Raw genomic sequence first — 19,204 nt, forward strand, 5'->3', positions numbered from 1 at the left:
TCCCTTACGTATTCTTAAGTTTAATATTTTCTTATATTTTAGCACAGAATTTAGAGTAAAACTATAAAATACCCCTACAATTGTTGTATTTTTACTTAATCACATATGTACTTTCCCCCTCCCCATAGTTAATAAACTAATCACAATATCCATAATTTATGCCGTTTTAGTATTTTTATCTGGTGGTCCTGAAATTCTCGGTTCTATTTTCCTCATGGTTATCATTTTTCCACTACAGCGTGGACATTTATTTATATCTATTCCTGCAACTTTTAAAATAAACTCTGCTGTTGTTAAATTTAATTTAGCTTTGCTTTCACTCACCGGAGCTTTAAGAATCATCTTACATTTTTTAAGTTTTGTTCTACGGTTGCGATTACTTAAGATTCCATAATGTCTTATCTTAACAAATTTAGGTGGCAGCACATGCATTAAAAATCTACGTATGAATTCTTCAGCTGTAACTGTCATAACTTTTTCTTTATTATTATCCCGGTAATCTCTCCATTTAAAACTCACAAGTCCATTTTCAAGAGCAAGAATTCTGTTGTTTGAAATTGCAACCCTGTGTGTATATCTTCCTAAATATTCAAATACATGTTCACTGCTCTTAAATGGAGCTTTACAATAAACCACCCATTCTTTTTTATACAACTTGTCTAAAAAGCAGTGAAAGACATCCTTGTATTTTAAATCTTCAATACCGACAGTAAATTTTAATTTGGTATTGCTGTAGTATTCTTTTTTAAGATAGTATAAAAATTTTCCGCGAAATTTTGCAGACAGGACCTTAACAGGTATAAAAAAATCTTCCTTGGAATTAATCCACCTTACCCCATCAAAAGATATTCCGCCACCGGTAACTATACAATGAATATGGGGATGATTCATAAGATTTTGTCCCCAAGTATGCAGTATTGTTGTAAAACCTATTTCTGCACCAAGATACTTTGCATCCTTTGAAAGTTCCAGAAGAGTTTCTGATACAGACTTAAACAAAATAGAATACATCTCTTTCTGATTTGTAAGTACCAAAAAATTTAGTTCTTCAGGTATAGTAAATACAACATGAAAATATGGTACTGGTAATAAGTCATTTTTTCTATCTTCAATCCATTTTTCTTTTTTTAATGTCTGGCATTTAGGACAGTGTCTATCTCTACAAGAATTATAAGAAATTCTAATATGTCCGCATTCTTCACATTCATCTATGTGACCGCCTAACTTTGACGTCCTGCATGAGATAATATTCCAAATTACCTTTTTAATGTGGAATGGCAGTTTATGTTTTTGGCAATACTCGTCTCCATGCTTAATAAAAATATCCTGCAGCTCAATCATTTTCTATACCTATAAGTATATCCAGTGGACTCTTTATATTTAATAAATCCATTCTTCTGAGGTGTAGATATATGGTGGTAGTAGTTATCCTTGTATATCCTAAAAGTCTCTGAATATAGCAAATATCCGTTCCGGTATCTAAAAGATGTGTTGCAAAACTATGTCTCAGTGTATGTACTGTTGCAGGTTTAGTAATCTCTGCTTTTTCCTTTGACTTCTGAAATACCCTTTGAACGCTGCGTGGTGTTATGGCATCAGTCCTATATCTTCCTGAAAACAAATATTCTTTAGGTTTATATTCTTTCCAGTACTCCCTTAGAACTTGAAGATTTAATTCTGATAAAAGTGAATATCGATCTTTTTTACATTTACCCTGCCTTATAAATATTTGCATATTTTTACTGTCTATATCTGTTACTTTGAGATTGCAAACCTCACTTACTCTTAATCCTGCAGAATAAATTGTCATAAAAATTGCCTTGTGTTTAATATTTGGGGCAGCATCAAAAATAGCTTTTATCCCTTCAGGCGATAATACAACAGGTAACCTTCTACGTTCTTTTATTCTCGGGATTTTATTAATATCCCAGGTCCGGTTTAAAACTTTTGTATATAAAATTTTAAGGGCTGTATAAATTGAACCTACAGATCCTTCTGTCAAACATCTTTTTGTGATACAATAGTGTAAATACTCTTGTATTTCTTTTTCACCCAATAAATTAGGTGATTTTTTATGGTATTTTGCAAAATTGCCAACATGATTAATATAATATTTTGTAGTAATTGGACTGTACCCTTTCAAATCCATATAGATTTTCATTTGTTTTCTTAATTCTGACATGATAACACTCCTCAATTATTTTGATTTTTGTCCTAAAATAATAATAATTGAAGTGTTCATGATAATAAAGTGGTATTTAGATAAAAATAAATACCACTTTTAAAATACATGTCTTTAAATTTTACCAGAAAAGTTTAAATTACTTACAACGCAGCCACCACTTAATAGTGGTTTCGTTCATAATTACTATTCCGAATTAATACATAACCATCCATACCAAGATTATACTAAATATAGAAAAATAGTTAAACCGCAAACTCATTTACATTTTAAGGAATTGAGTTTGCGGTTTATCGTAGCTACCCTAGGATTACCCCATCAATTCGGATTTTTTGCGGGTATACCAGTATAGCTTGGAGTAGTAAGAATAGCTCTGATTCGTCTATGATTGTTCTTCTTTATTTCCGCATTCCTCTAACCACTTCTTTTTTGACCATGAATTCTTATACAGCTGTAAAAGAATTACTCCTCCCAAGGTCATTCCCATAAAAAAGATCATTCTTAAGCTAACCTTTTCGTTTAAAATCAAAGCTCCAAGGATGACAGCAACCACGGGAGTAACATAGTTGGACGAAGAAGCAATTGAAGCTGGCCACTTGCTAAGCACATAAATATTTGATGTATATCCGATGATTGAACCAAAGATCACAAGATAAACGAGGGAAAGTAATATACTATAGTTTAAGTGTACCTTTGCGCCTTCCCCAATCGCTATTCCGACACAAGATAATCCAATCCCTGCAGTTAGCATCTGGATTCCTACTTGAGGAAAAATGTCACTATTCACTTTAATTTTTTTCGAGCATACCATGCCGATGGACCCAAAAACTGCAGCCATAAGGACTATCACTCCACCTTTTATGTCAATTGATCCCACTCCCATACCAGTGAAAATTAACATGCTTACACCAACAAATCCCACGATTAGGCACAACCATCCTAACGGTCCAACTTTGCTTTCTTTTAAAACCATTGCTTCTATGCCCGCTGTAAACAAAGGGGTTGCTGCGATCAGTACAGCCGTGATTCCGGAGTGTACCCATTGCTCCGCCCACATGATAAGGCCATTTCCTAATAATAGCATTAATATTCCCGGTATAGACGCTTTGATGATTTCTGAGGATGATGAAGGGAATTTATACCTTTTGACTATGGAAAATCCCAGCATTATCAGCCCTGCCAAAATAAACCGAATTCCGGCAAACAATTCCGGAGGAAACTGGCTAGCGGCAACCCTCATAGCCAGATATGTTGAACCCCAAAAGATGCAGACAGCGGTATATGCTAAAACAACCTTTAATTCATCAGCTTTTTTTATCATTATTACTCCTTCCAGTTCCTATGCCATTAAATTTTATTAGCAGTATATCAACATACCGGTAATGAAAAAACTCCTATCTTCAATCAATCAGGCTTTTTTACATATACCCTTTGCAAGAACTCAACTGCTATGTATATATTAACCCTTACTCATTAATGGCTTCAATCTGGTTTTTACAAGGGTATACCGGTATAGATTGGAAAGTGCTGATAAAATCAATAATATGAAGTTAGCTGATAAAAGCTCACTATAGCAATGCCTCCCACCCGGAAAAAAGGATATAATTAGCTTTGTAAAGCAAGGGATGATTTAAGCCTATTGCATGTTCTCTTTTCACCAACTGTACATCATTTTGAGTATCGCTCCTTAAGCTGTGGCTCAACATCTTATAAGTGATTCCTATAATAAGCTTTTTTTCACCGCATCTTTTAACCTTATATACAATATTTACAGAACGACTTGAAATATTGTAATAGATATATATAATAAAAAGTAAGTAAGAGTTATTGCTGAAAAGGTAATTATGAATACAAAACAAATATGTAGGAGGTATAAAGTATGGATTATTATTTACGCGGAGAATTAGCAAAAGAAGCAGGTCTGAATTTTGAAACCTTAAGATATTATGAAAAAATAAATCTTATCCCGACTGCAGAAAGAAATAAAAGCGGTTACAGATTATATCCAAAGAAAACGCTGAATAGGCTTAAATTTATAAAGATGATGCAAAATTGCGGTTTTTCTATCAGTGAAATTAAGCATATATTATACATTATCGAGAACCCGGCAGAGTGTCATGAAATATGCGATGATATTATTAACAGAAAAATGTATGAAATTGAAGAGAAAATTAATGGAATAAATCATGTAAAGGATATGCTCCTAGGAATAAAGGAGAATCTAAAAGAACAGAATTGCTTGTATTTTACATCTCTTTTATAATAATCTCTTGACATTGTACTATACTACAAGCTTTATAATTAGTTTATAAAAGCTGGAGGTGGTAAATATGAGTGTTAAAATCTTTTATTTTTCAGGTACAGGAAATTCACTGCTGCTTGGCAGAAAAATTGCGGTCCAAGTAAAGGAAGCAGAATTATTACCGGCTATATCTTTATATGGCGGCACTTCAAAAAAGGTCGAAGCTGATGCTGTAGGATTTGTATTTCCTGTTTATTGTCTGGATATGCCGGATTTTATTAGAGAAATAATTGATAAAAATGATTTTAGCCGCGTAGAATATTTTTTCGCTGCCGTTACATGTGGAGGAACTCCAGGAAATGCGCTTAGTTCTCTTGACAGGAAGCTAAGAACAAAAGGGGAAAAATTAAACTGTGGCTTTGAAGTAAAGATGGGTGACAACAGTATTGTATATGTTACTTCACAGGAAAATCTGAAGCAGCGCATGGAAAGACTGGAAGATGTTTCATCGGAGATTGCCGCAATGGTAAATAAGAGGGAGACAACCGGGCAGGTATATGAATTCAAAGCTGATTCGGCTTTAATGAAGAATCAAATGAATAAAGCATTATCCATGGATTTTAAAATAAACATGAAAAGTGCTATAAAAGAAAAATGCAATCTGTGCGGTCTGTGCACAGAGGTATGCCCTGTAAGAAACATAAAGATAGTAAATGGAAATGTCGAGTGGGGTGATAACTGCAAACTATGCTTTGCCTGCCTTAACTGGTGTCCTCAAAGTGCCGTATGCTTTGGAAAAATCGAACCAGGCCCCAAACAGCAATATCGTTGTCCAGGAATAAGTGCATCGGATATAATTTGCAAGGGGGATGAAGTGCAGTTCTTCAACAAGCCTGATAATAATACAGAAAAGGTGTATTAATAATGAAAGCAGTAATTACAAAAGAATACAGTGCTCCGAATGTATTTAAATTAACGCATATTGTCTTCAATACTACAGCATAAATTGTTTAAAAATATAAGCAGAAAAAAGTTATCAGTTCAACTATATTTTGCAATATACAAGAGCTCATGTCCTAATTGGGAAATAAATATTGGGTACATAAGTATAAGTTTACACAAAATTGGAGAATGAGAATGGAAACGAAATATCAAAAGGTAAAAGATTTTATTAAACAGGAAGTAGCCATCAAGAATTTGAAGCCAGGCAGCAAACTCCCATCCATCCTTCAAGCTTCAGAAATGCTGCAGTGTAATAAGGCTACAGTTATACGCGCTTATAATGAATTGGAAAATGAGCATATCATATACTCTGTGCCCAAAAGCGGTTACTATCTGGTTTCAAAAGCAGAACAGGGTAAATGTACTCCAGGAACGGATTGCATTGACTTTTGTCCATTCATTTTCAACGATAAGGTAATTCCGGACATAGAACTGCAGCACTGCCTTCACCAGGCAATTAACCTGTATAAGGATAAAATGCTAACCACGGATGATGTATCGGGTGGAATTGTAAGCCTGCGGAAAACGATTCAAAAGCAGCTGCAGGATTTACAGGTGTTTACCTCTGCGGAAAACATTTTTGTAACGACGGGCTCGCAGCAGTCTCTTGCTATTTTGGTCAATACCCCACTGCCAAACGGGAAAAACAAGATCCTTGTCGAGCAACCTGCATGTTCGGAAATATTGAATGCTCTTGAGCTATGTAACGCAATGACCATAGGCATAGAGAGAAATTCAGAAGGCATAAATCTTGATGAACTCGAAAACATTTTCAGAAATGAAGATATCAAGTTTTTCTATACCATGCCAAGGTTTCATAATCCGACAGGGTATTCCTTTTCATCCGGACAGAAGAAAAAGATACTGAAGCTTGCCCAAAAATACAACATATATATTGTTGAAGACGATTGTTTTGCAGAGCTAGACCCAAATAAAAAAACAGATCCCATGTTTGTGGACGATGATTCTTCCAGAGTTATCTATATAAAAAGCTATTCGAAAATACTTTTTCCATGGCTGCGGCTTGGAATCATCGTATTCCCATCCCAACTTGCCGGTTTATTCAAAGACATGAAAATCTGCAGCGATATTATAGAGCAAGGTGCTCTTGAGCTTTATATTGAAAACGGTATGTATGACAAACATATAAAGAAGATGAAGCAAGTTTACCATGCAAGGATGAATGCATTGAAAAAAGCATGCGATAAGTATCTAAAATTTAGGATAAAAGCTCAAATACCGGATACAGGCTGCTTTACATGCCTTGAACTCCCGGAAAATATTAAAGCGCATACATTTGTCAACTCTTTAGAAATGCGAAACATAAAGATTGCAACAGCGGACAGTTCCTTCCTGCCCTCCTGTAAAAAGACAAATTGTATCTGCTTAAATATTCGTAATGTTAATGAAGAAAAAATAGAGCAGGGAATCAAAATCATATCAGAGGAACTTGAAAAATTATCAAATAACAGATTTGTAGATTTCATTAAATGGCATGGCTGATTTACGAATAACCTTCTACATAGGAAAATATTCACAGAAAGTAATACAGGCATTTTTACAGCTTTATCATATGAAATATCACCTACTAAATTGTTATCTATATATTATATATAATCAATTACTTGGTTTTGTTGCTTCAACTACTTCATATTTTCATCCTTTTTCAGGTGTAGCATAATAAAAAATTAATTTTTCTCTTTAATGTCCAGTTTTGCAACCTACTGCTCATATATTTTCGACAAACTTCTCACTGATCGGCATAGAAATTGTTGTTCTTTCTCTGCCGATTAAATACTCTTAGAGTGAGAGGTTCACCTACATGGTTGGCCTAATACCAGCGAAGCTGCTATTAGAAAAGGTATTAAATTTGGCAGAAAAAAATACCAATCGATGAAAATTTTAAAACTACTTATACTCAGTGGAAAGAAGGTAAAATAACAGCAGTAAAAGCTATGGAGCTTGTTTCTATGAAAAGTAATACTTTCTATAGAAGGGTTAAAGAATATGAATCAAGTTAGTAAACACAAAACCGGCGACTATGTAAATATATTCCATTAAATTACCGGTTTTTACACGTATCTCGGCTTCCACCCTATATGGTTCCATTGATTTATTACTACCTGAATACCAAATGAGTACCAGAATTGCATTGTCTTTTGATTCATTAAGTTCGCCGTAAGTTACATAAGCAAGTTTACACTCAGGTATTTTACCACCTTCCTCTAACTCAAAGTCACCAATATTATAAATTTTATAAGGACCGAGATTTTCTTGTGAGTAATATTCATTTATTATCAAATTAGAGTGTGTCTGAAAACAATGCAACAATAAATTACTTAGATAAAATAAAAATAGCAGCAATATAAACAAAAGCAAGGAAAGAATCAGCAAGCTTGTCATAACGAGTTGCAATTCTTCTAAAATGTTTGATTTTGTTAAAGAAACATTCAACTAAATGACGTTCCTTGTACAGCCACCAGTCACAATTCCATGGTTCTCTTACATTTGATTTTGGTGGAATAGTATATGAGGATTTCTTTGAAGTAATATATTCTCTAATTTCATTTGTGCCATATGCCTTATCTGCCAGGATATTGCTGCCTTCTATATCAACGTTGGAAAGAACATCTACGGCCTGTGTACTGTCGTGTAGATTGCCAGATGATAATTGAAAATGGATTGGATTGCCAAGTCCATCAACAACTGCATGAATTTTTGTTGTATGTCCGCCGCGACTCAGTCCAATATGCTGTTTTGTTTCGCTGTTTACAGCCCCTTTTTAGCACCAGCACTGTGCTGGTGGGCTTTTATACATGTTGAATCAATGCTTAAATTTTCATAATCTGCATCTGAGGTTAACTCTTTAAAAATTGTTAATAAAGTACCATCGTTACGCCACTTACAAAAACGACTGTATACAGTTTTCCATGAACCGAAGCGTTCTGGTAAATCACGCCATGCTGCACCACTTCTTGCAATCCATAGTATGGCATTAAATATAAGTCGGTTGTCTTTTGGAGATCGTCCTGTTTTTGCTATTGGAATTAAGTTTTTTATTTGATCTCATTGTTCATCTGATATTTCATAACGCTTCTGTGACATATTTGCACCCTCCAAGTTTTTTATCTTATTTTACCTAAAACTCCGTTCTTTCGCAATATTTAGTTTTCAGACACACCCTAATAACCACCTTTCAGAATAAATTTACTTACAATGTAATATATTTCAACAAAATAAAAAAATCCTTTATAAAACCAAATTTATTTTTTTATTATTTTCTATATATTAATCATTACATGAAAATTATTTAATATAACTCCCTGAAATAAATAATCAGGAATATCATGAATATTTCCCAATATAAAAAAGAAAGTATTGAAGTTTTAATTTTTATTCAGGGGAGCATCAATTTATAAATTCTTTAATTAAATCACATACATATTCTCTTTTGGCTATTGGTAACATATGTCTTGAATTAGGTACAACTACTAATTTTGAGTTTTTTACCTCTTGGTTTATTAATTGTGAATATTCAACTAAAGTTAGAATTTCATCTCCCCCGGTTACTATAAGTATGGGAATATCAATATTTTTTAGGCAAAAGGTTACATCTATAGACTCATCAATTATAAAATCCTTAATTATTATTTCTTCAGCTTCAAAAGTATCTATAGCCTCTTGCACCTGTTTATTATCAGAATGTCCGAGGCATTTAAGAAAATAATCAAAATCTATAATACCTTTGTGAATTTTAGTAGCAAATTCCTTGTTTAACTTTGGAAAAGCAGCCCCTGAATTTAGAATTATAGCTTTTTTTATTGTATCAATATTTTTAGAACTAGCTTCCAATACTATGGTTCCACCTAGTGAATGACCTATTAAAACAACATTATCTATGTCTCTTACAAAATTACATACTGCATCTACATAGCTATCTTTACTATAACTTCTATTCTTAGATTCTCCATGTCCAGGTAAGTCTATAAAAAAACAATTAAATTCTTGTAAGCAATTTTGCATAGCTTGTAAAAATTTCTTATTGCAACCTGAGCCATGAACAAAAACTAAATTTTCTTTTCGAGATCCATTGCCTTCAAACAATTCATATACAATTCCTTTTTTACTTAATATCATTCCAATTTCCTCCTGCAAATTTATAAATTATAAATTCTATAATATATTTAATTTTCCTGCTATATATTACAGAAAAATAAAACTTAAGAAAATTAAGACTTATTTTCCTAAAGTTTGAGTTAGTTTAAGAACTCTAAAATCCTTTAAAATTAAGTTCTCATAAAGTATTCTATTTACTTTTATTTTCAATAAAGAAAATGTTCCTATATTCCTTTCTGGTGATTTTTACCCTTATTTTTTAGTGCTAGTTTTATTTTTTTCTATAACTTCTGGTATTGGGAACTACATATCTAAAGTAACTATATTAGGGGGATGACAACAATTAATGATTTAAACAGCCATAAGACATATATTTACAATTGAACCCTGTCATATAAGTACCTTAAGCATTTTTGTGATATCACAAAATATAAAATTGATAGTTTTGTGACATAAAATAATGGCATCACAAAAGCCCTACTTTTTATGACAGTTTGCATATAAAGTACATCATTGGTAAAACTTATAGGTTTATAAAAATAATACCTATGGTATAATATTCCTAAGAATTAAGTCATAGAGGTAATTTTATACGTCATATATAATGTCCATTACTATATAATTGTAATTATAAAATTATACAGGGGCCTAATTCAAGGAGGATTTTATGATAACCCTTTCAAACAATTCTGATTCTATAATAGTAGTCTTACATGAAATATATGGTATTAACCAACATATAAGACAAGTCTGTAAATACTATAATCAGGCTGGATTTGATATTATTTGTCCTAACTTACTAAATTTAAATCAAGCTTTTGATTACGCTTATGAAGAAGATGCTTATAAATATTTCATAAATAATGTTGGTTTTAGTTTAGCATCTCAACAAGTTAAAAACCTTATATTACAGGTAAAGCCTAAATATAAACATATATTTATATTAGGATACAGTATAGGGGCAACAATCGCATGGTTATGTAGTGATATGGAGATTAGATGTAATGGTATAATTGGATATTATGGTTCACGAATAAGAGATTATTTATATATTACTCCAAAATGTAAAACATTATTAATATTTCCGAATGAGGAAAAGTCATTTAGCGTAAATAACTTACTATGCACTATTAAGAAAAAAACCAATGTGAATGCTTATATGTTAAGTGGTATTCATGGATTTAGTGATCCATTTTCCCGAAACTACTACGATAAATCATATCAAGATGCGGAAAAATTGGTAAATGATTTTTTAACACAAAATAAGTGATATTAAGTAAAAGATATATTATGACGACACATTCTTATGGCTGTTTTTCGCACGAATCGTTGCCGTATCCCAAGTTTACAGTAGACACCGAAGCAACGGGAAATTATTGGTAATAATTAAGATGTATAAAAAAATGCCATAAAATCTTTTTGGATAATACGGCATTCTATGAACTATCTATCATTGATGATTAACAAATTATATAAGATTATTTTTAGCTTTCTTGTGCTAAATTACTACATCTATATTTAAAGTTATCCTAGAACTTAATATTTTATTATTTAAAATTATTATCCTATAGCTAGAATATCTCCAACTGTTTAGTAAAATCTGTTTTTTAGTATATTGATTTTTCCCACCAGCCGAATGCAACTATCACTTTATCAAGTTTTGAAGCTGATGATTTTATAACTATGACATAGTTTCCACCTGGAGGCTCTATAAATTTTCCGTCTTCTTCACCTACTAATGTTGTATTAGGTGGCACTATTCTTTCGTATACATTAACACCATTTTCAGGAAGCATAGTAGTGGATTTTACAAATCGGATATCTACTTTGTTTTTTGGAAGTGGTCTTAAGGCTGTATTGGTTGGAGAAACTTTATGGGATACAATTCCTTTCTCAGGAAGATTAGTATTAAGCCATATTTCAGCAGTTAAATAGTCATCGGAAAAGTTTGAAATAGTAAATACATTTGCATATAAATTAACACCTGAATTACGAGGATTTACTAAACCAGCCCAAGCACTTAATCCATTGCCTACTCTCAAAATTTCTGTTTGACCTACAAAGTATTTTCCTTGCATTGATTTAAATAAAGAAATTGGAATACTAACTACTTGTTGTAGCTTAATATTTTTGTTGTTCACTATATAGTTACTGTTTTCTTGTAACATAAATTACATCTCCTAAGAATTGTTTATCATATATTTTAATAGAGATTGTCTTCTGATATATAATACTCAGTAGATGTTAAAGTGTTCGTGGACTATATATAAGGGGTAATGGGAGCATCCGTGACACCAGGGGCAAAATATTGTTAATTTATGGAATAAGCCCATGCTAGTATGGACTCTCTATATGGGATAATACCAGCGAACATGTCACCAGGAGCAAAACAAAAAGGCAATAAAGCCTTTTTATTGAACAATATAAGAAAAAAGCGAATTAACTTCTTAAATATCATATACATCATAGTATTAGAAAACAATTTTTATGTCATTATCATAAGGTGCTGTCCCATCAAAAGTATTTTTATATGAACACATCCACGTTGGAGTAAACCCACTTTTATATGCAACAGATTGTGATGCAATATTAGATGAAGCAGTTCCATAATAAGGTACAATCCCTCGTTCCATAATCATTGTTGCAAGATTACTTACTAAACTTGTAGCAAGTCCTTTATTTCTAAATCGTAGTAATACATCAATGCCTATTTGCCACATTAAATTACTATCGACTGATGCTCCTGCCATTGCCACGATTTCATTATCATACATTGCATATATTACAATTACATCTGGTCGAGGATGATTTATGTCGTATTGAATTGCATTTTCAAAACCTGAAATTTTATATAAATCATGTATTTCTTTTCCCTCTTTTATGTAAAAATTAAAACCATCAGGCATAGGTAACTTTTTTAGCCTATTACAATCAGGAATATAATAAAGAGAATGTCCGAATACAAATGGTGCTACAAATATATCTTCTCTTGTTTTATTTTCTAATAATGGTTTTACCTTTGCTAAAATATCACTATCTGCTGAAACAACTATACCTTTACCCATAGTTGTAATTTCAAGGAAAGGAGATTGCCTATCAAACATTCTTCTTCCTTTATTTAATTTTGCTTCACAAAATACTATACCGTCTTTAACAAAATCCTCTGTATTGCAATTCATATCTATTGCTAATTGTTTTCTTACAATTTCTAATATTTTAGATTTATTTAACTCCATAATTCCCACCCCTATAATTAACTTTTTGTAAGCCTATGTAAATAGCCTTTGTTTCGCATTTTTTACCATTGTTCAAATATCTCAGATTTACGATTAATAAACTATGTAAGAACATTATGACACATGTTATGTATAAAGATTATAACCATAATCTTGCTTTAATAATTACAGTAAGTCTAATTTTGAATCTTTTTCAGTAATCATTCGCACAGGTTTGCAAGGAACGCCATACGCAAGATAGCTAGCAGGAATATCCTCTGTTACTACACTGCCTGCTCCAATAACAGCATTATCGCCAATATGAACACCACCGATAATTACAACATTTGCTGCAATCCAAACATTATTTCCTATATGAATCTCTTCGGCATATTCAGACATTGAAATATGACCATCTGGATATTTCATAGTCGTTCTTTCCTCTGCGATCAGTGGGTGATTGGTAGCCATTAAAGATACGTTTGGACCAAACATAACATTATTACCTATATAAATTCTTGCATCATCCATAACCATAAGATTAAAATTAGCAAAGAAATTTTCACCAATAAAAGTATGACACCCGTAATTAAACTGTATTGGGCCTTGAAAATAGTATCTATCCCCTATATTACCAATAAACTCCTTGATTATCAATAAACGATTTTCATCATATTGATCAAGTGCATTAAATTTTTGGCAAAGAACATGTGCCTTGTGCTTAATATCTCGAAGTTCTTTTGTACGAGCATCAAATAACCTACCTGCAAATATTTTTTCTTCTTCTTACATAATTTACCTCCTAAAAACGATAGATTTAATTCGCAGAATACAAATGATTCTTACATCGTATTCTATAGTTACCTTAACATTTTCATTCTCCCTATGTATTGTTTAAAAATTGCACGTTATAAATGTTTTGTCCAGCTTTTATAAAAGGATGTTATTGAATCCCACATTCCGCATGTAAAAATTAGCAAATGATTAATTACATTTAGTACTCCACTAAGATATTAGAATATGTTATTATATTGTTCAAATATAGTACACGGAGGAAAAAATGAATATAAAAAATATAAAACCTGTTATAGATGGAGCTATACCATTAATTTTAAAATACTGCAGAAAGCTTAAGATTGCAGAATATATTAATGATAAGATAAATTTTGATAAAGAAAGACGACTAGTATCACCTGGAACTGCTATTGAAGCCATTATTGCTAATGTTTTAGTAGACAGACATCCTTTATCAAGATTAGATGAGTTTTATGAGAATACTGATGTTGAAAAGTTTTTTGGCAGTGGTATAAATTATAGACACCTAAATGATGATGCGCTTGGTAGGGCACTAGATGATTTCTATGAGATAAATCCTAAAGAATCTTTCTCAAACATAGCTCTCGAAGGAATTAAAACTTTTAACGTGGAAGTTAAAAGTTTTCATGCTGATACCACAAGCAAAAATGTCTATGGACAATACACTTCTCCATCATCAGATGATAATTGCATTAAAATAACCCATGGTCATAGCAAAGACAAAAGGCCTGATCTGAAACAAATTATGTTTGGAATTGCCTGCACTAATGACAAAACTATTGTTACTGGAGAAGTTTTGGATGGTAACACTAGTGATAAAACATGGAATACAGACTTCATAAAGAAAATAAGAACTACTGCCGATAGACTTGATGTTAATAATATGATATATGTTGCTGACAGTGCTGCACTTACAAAAGACAATCTTGATGCAGCTTTTGAGCATAATATAAGTCTTATTTCCTTACTGCCATCTACTTTTAATATTGAAAAAGAACTTAAGAGTAAGGCTTATGAAAATACAGAAAAGTGGACTGATGTAGGTAAAATCAGCAATAGAAAAGATTCTGCAAAGTACAAAATCCAAAGCTTTATTGATGAAATTAATGACCAGAAGTATAGGTTTATTGTATGTCATTCAAGTGCGTTAGATAATCGTAAAATTAATTCTTTAAAGAAAAAAAGAGATAAAGAAGAAATGAATATTAAAAAGATTATAAAGGACTTTGAGAAGAATGAGTATTATTATGAACAGGATGCAGTAAGCGAACTTAAACGATTTATTGGTGAGAATGAATTTAATTTTTATACTATAGATGGCACAGTCTACTCCAAGGATAAAAAAAAGAAAACAGAAAAAAGAGGGAAATTAAAGGCGGGAGAGAAAGTTCAAATGGAGACTAAATTTAAATTGTCTCTACAATACGATATAAACTATGATGCATTTGAAAGAGGTAAAAATGAAGCAGGAATGTTTGTACTTCTAACCAACATATTAGATACCCAGGCTATGTCTGATGAAGATATATTAAAGGAATACAAGGAACAAGTTTGCGTAGAAACAAACTTTAAGTCTCTTAAAAACTCTGACTTTATAGATGAAATTTATCTTAAAACACCTAAAAGGATAGAGTCTTTGGGATATGTTTTTCTGTTGGCACTAATGGTTTATACTACAATTGAAAGGGAAGTAAGAAATGCTTTAAAAAAAGAGAAGGAGCCTGTTATAATACCTGGTAAAGTTAAAAGTTACACTCCCTACGGCTAAAAATATTATGGAACTCCTGAAGAATATCATTGTATCTATTATCACGTTTAAAGACGGTAGTACTATGCGTATAATAAACAACATCAATGATAACACAAAGAGGATTTTAATTTTAGCTGGTTTTAGTGAAAAAATATATACAGAGGATTTTAGCTATTAATCTAGAAATATTAAAAGATTCCTATTTATACCACAAACTATTAATGGGTCTTTAACTTTTTGATTTTTGTGTGGTAAATATAACACATAATGCTTAATTAAAGTTGTAATGCTATGTAATGCTAGTCTATATTTTCTTTGTAGAATGTAAGAATCTCCAATAGACATGTCGGAAAATTCTACATGCGGAATATAGGTTGAATGATAAAATATAGTACTATACCTGTGTACAACTATATGTATTAAGATATATAATTTTCACTAACAGATGACTACAAAAATTTTTCTTAATGACCTTACCAGCTATTTAAGAGTTTTTTCAAGATTAGCTATGTGTTATTGTAAATTATATAGTACCTAAAAAATAAAATAAAGAGTAAAGAGCTGTTTAAAATTTAGACAAGCTCTTTACTGTATTGAAGGAATAAACATTTTGGTCAAAGACGTAGATTAAAATATGAGTTTATTTGAAAAAGTCACTTAAGTACCTTTTCTGATTTATTTTTATTTATAATTTTTTCAAACTTTATGAGCCTACAACCTATCATGAATCCTATTATGTTAAATATTATATCATCTATATCAAAAATATCTACTTTTAAAATATATTGAATTATTTCTATACAAAGAGAAATAATAAATGCGCTTACCAAAGAAAATGTAAAAGTTTTTTTTCTAAATAAATACCCTAATGGAACAAATATAAATATATTCATAATCACGGTGAATATAAATAAAGGATCTGCAGATATATTTTTGATAATATCAAGAGGATTAAGATTTATTCCTGTCATTCCAACCATTCTTATAAAGAAAATAAACATTAGAATACAAAAATAACATCTCCAAAGTATATATGCACATGGTTTACTAATCTTTTTATGTATAAGAAGATTAATAAGAGCAAATATAAATATTCCTTGACATATTATAGCTATTATATGTATCCAAGTATGTGAGTAAATTCCAGGAAAAAAATTCATTATTAAATCTGCTGTCAACATCCTGTGTAAAGAAAAACCTATTATTAAAGAAAATGTAAAAAACTAATATTTTTATATCAACAGTATGCTTAATTTTTATATTAGGTACTATAGTATTCGCTGCTAGTCTTATCACTTATAATGGTACAGGCATATGGAACAAGTATTCAGTAGGTACTTTTAGTCTTAATTCTGCTAGTAAAATCTATGTGGATCATACAACATCTTATTGTGGTATTCCAAATGGAAAGTTTCACATAGATGTAGTTAAACAAAATTCTGTAGGACAATATACTAATACTATAGCTGGACAAACAGTTTCAGGTACAGACTCATGGACCCTTACGTATTCAAATGTTCCTACTGGTGTTTTTAAATTACATTTTTATAGAGATGATGTTTATACCTCTGGAACTTGGGACATAAGCGGTACAGTACGTAAGTAATAATTGTCGATAATTTATAAACTAATATGATAAAATTTACAAATTAACTCCATGAAATTAAAACATATAACATTTTTTTAATCAAGCTAGAATCAACTTTGTACTTAAGTTTACTTGGCCTTCATTTTTTTTACTGATACTATAGTTATACCCTAGATAATTTTTTCTCCATTAAGTAACTGATATTTAGTTAATATTACTTAGCATATTTTATCATAGATTTCAGTAAAATCAAATGATACTTTATTGAAGTTACTTTAATAATAGATTTAAAACGTTTTGTAATTAAACGAATAAAATAGTTACTTTAGAAAAATACAGTAATAACAAGTATATTTTAGGATTAATAGAACCTAATATCAGTAGCCATATAATATACTAAAAAATAAATTCCATAATTTTGAAAATTTATTAAATATCTTATTATATTTAGACATTATAGATTATTAGTATTAAGTAACATTCAAATTAAGCTTTTCATATAAAATAGATAAAATCACTGATAACTAAAGAAAGCGAATGTTACAAAAGTGTGTTGTGTAACATTGAAAATACTCAGAACGACTATTAATAATTTACTTTGCCCCTGGTTACAGAGCTGCTGGTATTAAGCCATTAACTTGCTCCTCGTCTAATTAACGCTGATGTTCGTAATCCATATGCTAGAAGGGATTCTTTCATATCTATATGAGGCATAGATACATTATAATAAAATTCTGAACCCAAAGGATACTTATCAATTTGAGAATATTTTAAAACTCTACTTGTATTAAAACCTTCTTCAACAGCATTTTCATCAATTGTATAATCTATAAAAACTGTTTCGACATATGTATTTGTTTCCGTTTTGCTTTCATTATCCTTAGTTATTTTTAGTAATTGCACAGTTGAATAAGTTTTTTTTGTAACTGAATCAGGAACAGTATCATCTTCAGTTATACCTATAGATTTAATGTCTGAGGAATTAGGTACTAAAGATTTTAATGATTTGTCAAGTTTTAAATCATTATCATTAATATTATTTTTAGCTCTTTGAAAAAACTCATCTAGACTTTTTATTTCATTTTTTTGATATACGGTAACTGAACTTGAATTATCTTTAGAAGATAAAATTTGAGTTTGTACAATTGTTGTAGAAAAACTTAGTATTAAAATTGTAGATAATTATACAAAAGCCAATAACAAATGTATATTTTATAACTTATAAATGCAAAATAGACAGCTAAATCAATAAGATAGGCTGCCTATTTCACTTAAAAGTGAATTATAAAAGTAAATATCTAAATATGTGCAGTGAAATGCTTCCAATTAGTATGATAGTTAAAAATATGTGCGTATATAGCCAAAATGTTTTATGCCTTACATATATTTTTTTAAAATACTTCATAAGTATTCCAATTAATGTTACCAAAATCATTAATAGAAGGCTAATGTATCCGGTGGAAAACCTAATGTGGGTTAAGTTGTTTCCAGCATGGATAAAAGCTAAAATTGTTGCTATTATAGAAAAAATACAATGGAAATTTAATAAATTTTTAGCAGGTAAATTTATTTTGGGGCAAATACTTTTGAACCTTTTAAATAGACTATAGCTGCAGCCTAGGATAAAAAATACACATATCCACCAACCCAATAATTGATTATTCACCAGACTCTAATGCATTTTCAATGGCTTTTAAAATTACTTTACTGCTATTTGTTGCCCCTGAAATAGTATCTACCTGAAGACTTTGAGCTTTTAGCACCTTTTCTGGAATAACTTCTGCTGGCTTTCCTCTGTTATTTTTATGACTTAGCAGGGTTATATCTGCAATCTCATTATTCTTAACTGTAACTGCAACTTTCGCACCCACATACCCCACATCACAGGAACCTGTATATTTACCATCTGAAACCTTTGATAAATCCACATTACTAATTTTTAATTCTCTAATTGCTTTCTTATACTTCTGCACAGAAATTAAATATTTTCCCCCAATAATGCCCACAACTAGAATCACAATACAAACTGCACTAAATACTATCTTTTTTACATTTGACATGCCTAATCCCCCTTCGCATAATTTTTTACTATTTTTTTTATCCGAACACTACCATTGCTAATACTCCCATCTTCTTCAAAGTGGGAGATAAGCAATGCTATGCGCCTGGATAAGTTCTTCCTCTAAAGGATAACGTATTCTAAGTGCTAAAGACACTAAGAATACTGTTAATAAGGTTCAGATGGAGATAAGCAGTTCTCTAAAGCAAACTCCAGCTGAGCCTAAGAATCACT

At 31.0% G+C, this 19,204-nt stretch carries 18 protein-coding genes and 2 pseudogenes; 7 read left to right on the forward strand and 13 right to left on the reverse strand.

Features of this window, described 5'->3' with window-relative positions; translation table 11 throughout:
* Positions 1–156 precede the first annotated feature (156 nt).
* From AB3K27_RS10930 to AB3K27_RS10940, 3 genes are all read right to left on the reverse strand, one after another.
* Positions 157–1,341: an IS91 family transposase gene (locus AB3K27_RS10930; protein WP_368487478.1), complete on the reverse strand. Its 1,185-nt coding sequence runs from the start codon at positions 1,339–1,341 to the stop codon at positions 157–159.
* Complete coding sequence (locus tag AB3K27_RS10935; protein WP_368487479.1) at positions 1,334–2,182, reverse strand: site-specific integrase; 849 nt, start codon at positions 2,180–2,182, stop codon at positions 1,334–1,336. Before AB3K27_RS10935 ends, AB3K27_RS10930 begins: the two co-directional genes overlap by 8 nt.
* 382 nt (positions 2,183–2,564) lie before the next feature.
* Positions 2,565–3,503, reverse strand: a complete 939-nt coding sequence (locus AB3K27_RS10940) for a DMT family transporter (protein WP_368487480.1) — start codon at positions 3,501–3,503, stop codon at positions 2,565–2,567.
* A 558-nt stretch (positions 3,504–4,061) separates the two neighbouring features.
* Here AB3K27_RS10940 and AB3K27_RS10945 point away from each other — a divergent pair.
* From AB3K27_RS10945 to AB3K27_RS10955, 3 genes are all read left to right on the forward strand, one after another.
* A complete protein-coding gene (locus AB3K27_RS10945) occupies positions 4,062–4,445 on the forward strand; it encodes a MerR family transcriptional regulator (RefSeq protein WP_368487481.1) in 384 nt (127 codons plus the stop codon).
* Between the two features lie 67 nt (positions 4,446–4,512).
* Positions 4,513–5,346: an EFR1 family ferrodoxin gene (locus AB3K27_RS10950; RefSeq protein ID WP_368487482.1), complete on the forward strand. Its 834-nt coding sequence runs from the start codon at positions 4,513–4,515 to the stop codon at positions 5,344–5,346.
* A 215-nt stretch (positions 5,347–5,561) separates the two neighbouring features.
* Complete coding sequence (locus AB3K27_RS10955; RefSeq protein WP_368487483.1) at positions 5,562–6,929, forward strand: PLP-dependent aminotransferase family protein; 1,368 nt, start codon at positions 5,562–5,564, stop codon at positions 6,927–6,929.
* Positions 6,930–7,424: 495 nt separating this feature from the next.
* On the opposite strand, the gene AB3K27_RS10960 is transcribed toward AB3K27_RS10955, so the two are convergent.
* From AB3K27_RS10960 to AB3K27_RS10970, 3 genes and pseudogenes are all read right to left on the reverse strand, one after another.
* Positions 7,425–7,880: a hypothetical protein gene (locus AB3K27_RS10960; protein ID WP_368487484.1), complete on the reverse strand. Its 456-nt coding sequence runs from the start codon at positions 7,878–7,880 to the stop codon at positions 7,425–7,427.
* Positions 7,762–8,486, reverse strand: a pseudogene (locus AB3K27_RS10965) (IS5 family transposase). Before AB3K27_RS10965 ends, AB3K27_RS10960 begins: the two are co-directional and overlap by 119 nt.
* Before the next feature lie 348 nt (positions 8,487–8,834).
* Positions 8,835–9,563: an alpha/beta fold hydrolase gene (locus AB3K27_RS10970; protein WP_368487485.1), complete on the reverse strand. Its 729-nt coding sequence runs from the start codon at positions 9,561–9,563 to the stop codon at positions 8,835–8,837.
* A gap of 646 nt (positions 9,564–10,209) precedes the next feature.
* Between AB3K27_RS10970 and AB3K27_RS10975 the strand changes: the two genes are divergently transcribed.
* The gene (locus AB3K27_RS10975) at positions 10,210–10,812 is read left to right on the forward strand and encodes a dienelactone hydrolase family protein (RefSeq protein WP_368487486.1); all 603 of its coding nucleotides are present in this window, start codon (positions 10,210–10,212) and stop codon (positions 10,810–10,812) included.
* A 337-nt stretch (positions 10,813–11,149) separates the two neighbouring features.
* Here AB3K27_RS10975 and AB3K27_RS10980 read toward each other — a convergent pair whose 3' ends face one another.
* The 4 genes and pseudogenes from AB3K27_RS10980 to AB3K27_RS10995 form a co-directional block, all read right to left on the reverse strand.
* Positions 11,150–11,710, reverse strand: a complete 561-nt coding sequence (locus AB3K27_RS10980; protein WP_368487487.1) for a DUF6143 family protein — start codon at positions 11,708–11,710, stop codon at positions 11,150–11,152.
* A gap of 303 nt (positions 11,711–12,013) precedes the next feature.
* Entirely contained in the window at positions 12,014–12,778 is a 765-nt protein-coding gene (locus AB3K27_RS10985; protein WP_368487488.1) for a GNAT family N-acetyltransferase, read from the reverse strand.
* A 165-nt stretch (positions 12,779–12,943) separates the two neighbouring features.
* Complete coding sequence (locus AB3K27_RS10990; RefSeq protein WP_368487489.1) at positions 12,944–13,288, reverse strand: DapH/DapD/GlmU-related protein; 345 nt, start codon at positions 13,286–13,288, stop codon at positions 12,944–12,946.
* Positions 13,289–13,393: 105 nt separating this feature from the next.
* A pseudogene (locus AB3K27_RS10995) lies at positions 13,394–13,531 on the reverse strand (maltose acetyltransferase domain-containing protein); the annotation flags it as partial.
* A gap of 286 nt (positions 13,532–13,817) precedes the next feature.
* Between AB3K27_RS10995 and AB3K27_RS11000 the strand changes: the two are divergent.
* A complete protein-coding gene (locus AB3K27_RS11000) occupies positions 13,818–15,341 on the forward strand; it encodes an IS1634 family transposase (protein WP_368487490.1) in 1,524 nt (507 codons plus the stop codon).
* 635 nt (positions 15,342–15,976) lie between these two features.
* Here the strand turns inward: AB3K27_RS11000 and AB3K27_RS11005 are convergent.
* Positions 15,977–16,324 carry a VanZ family protein gene (locus AB3K27_RS11005; protein WP_368487491.1) on the reverse strand — a complete coding sequence of 116 codons (348 nt, stop codon included), beginning with the start codon at positions 16,322–16,324 and terminating at the stop codon, positions 15,977–15,979.
* A 368-nt stretch (positions 16,325–16,692) separates the two neighbouring features.
* Here AB3K27_RS11005 and AB3K27_RS11010 point away from each other — a divergent pair, with 368 nt between their 5' ends.
* Positions 16,693–16,929, forward strand: a complete 237-nt coding sequence (locus AB3K27_RS11010) for a hypothetical protein (RefSeq protein WP_368487492.1) — start codon at positions 16,693–16,695, stop codon at positions 16,927–16,929.
* A 615-nt stretch (positions 16,930–17,544) separates the two neighbouring features.
* On the opposite strand, the gene AB3K27_RS11015 is transcribed toward AB3K27_RS11010, so the two are convergent.
* Entirely contained in the window at positions 17,545–17,814 is a 270-nt protein-coding gene (locus AB3K27_RS11015; RefSeq protein ID WP_368487493.1) for a hypothetical protein, read from the reverse strand.
* Positions 17,815–18,380: 566 nt separating this feature from the next.
* On the opposite strand from AB3K27_RS11015, the gene AB3K27_RS11020 reads away from it, so the two are divergent.
* Positions 18,381–18,521, forward strand: coding sequence for a hypothetical protein (locus AB3K27_RS11020; protein ID WP_368487494.1), 141 nt, complete (start codon positions 18,381–18,383; stop codon positions 18,519–18,521).
* Between the two features lie 48 nt (positions 18,522–18,569).
* On the opposite strand, the gene AB3K27_RS11025 is transcribed toward AB3K27_RS11020, so the two are convergent.
* A complete protein-coding gene (locus tag AB3K27_RS11025) occupies positions 18,570–18,971 on the reverse strand; it encodes an FMN-binding protein (protein ID WP_368487495.1) in 402 nt (133 codons plus the stop codon).
* Between the last annotated feature and the right edge of the window lie 233 nt (positions 18,972–19,204).

The sequence above is a fragment of the Clostridium sp. BJN0013 genome, assembly GCF_040939125.1.
Classification (GTDB): domain Bacteria; phylum Bacillota; class Clostridia; order Clostridiales; family Clostridiaceae; genus Clostridium_B.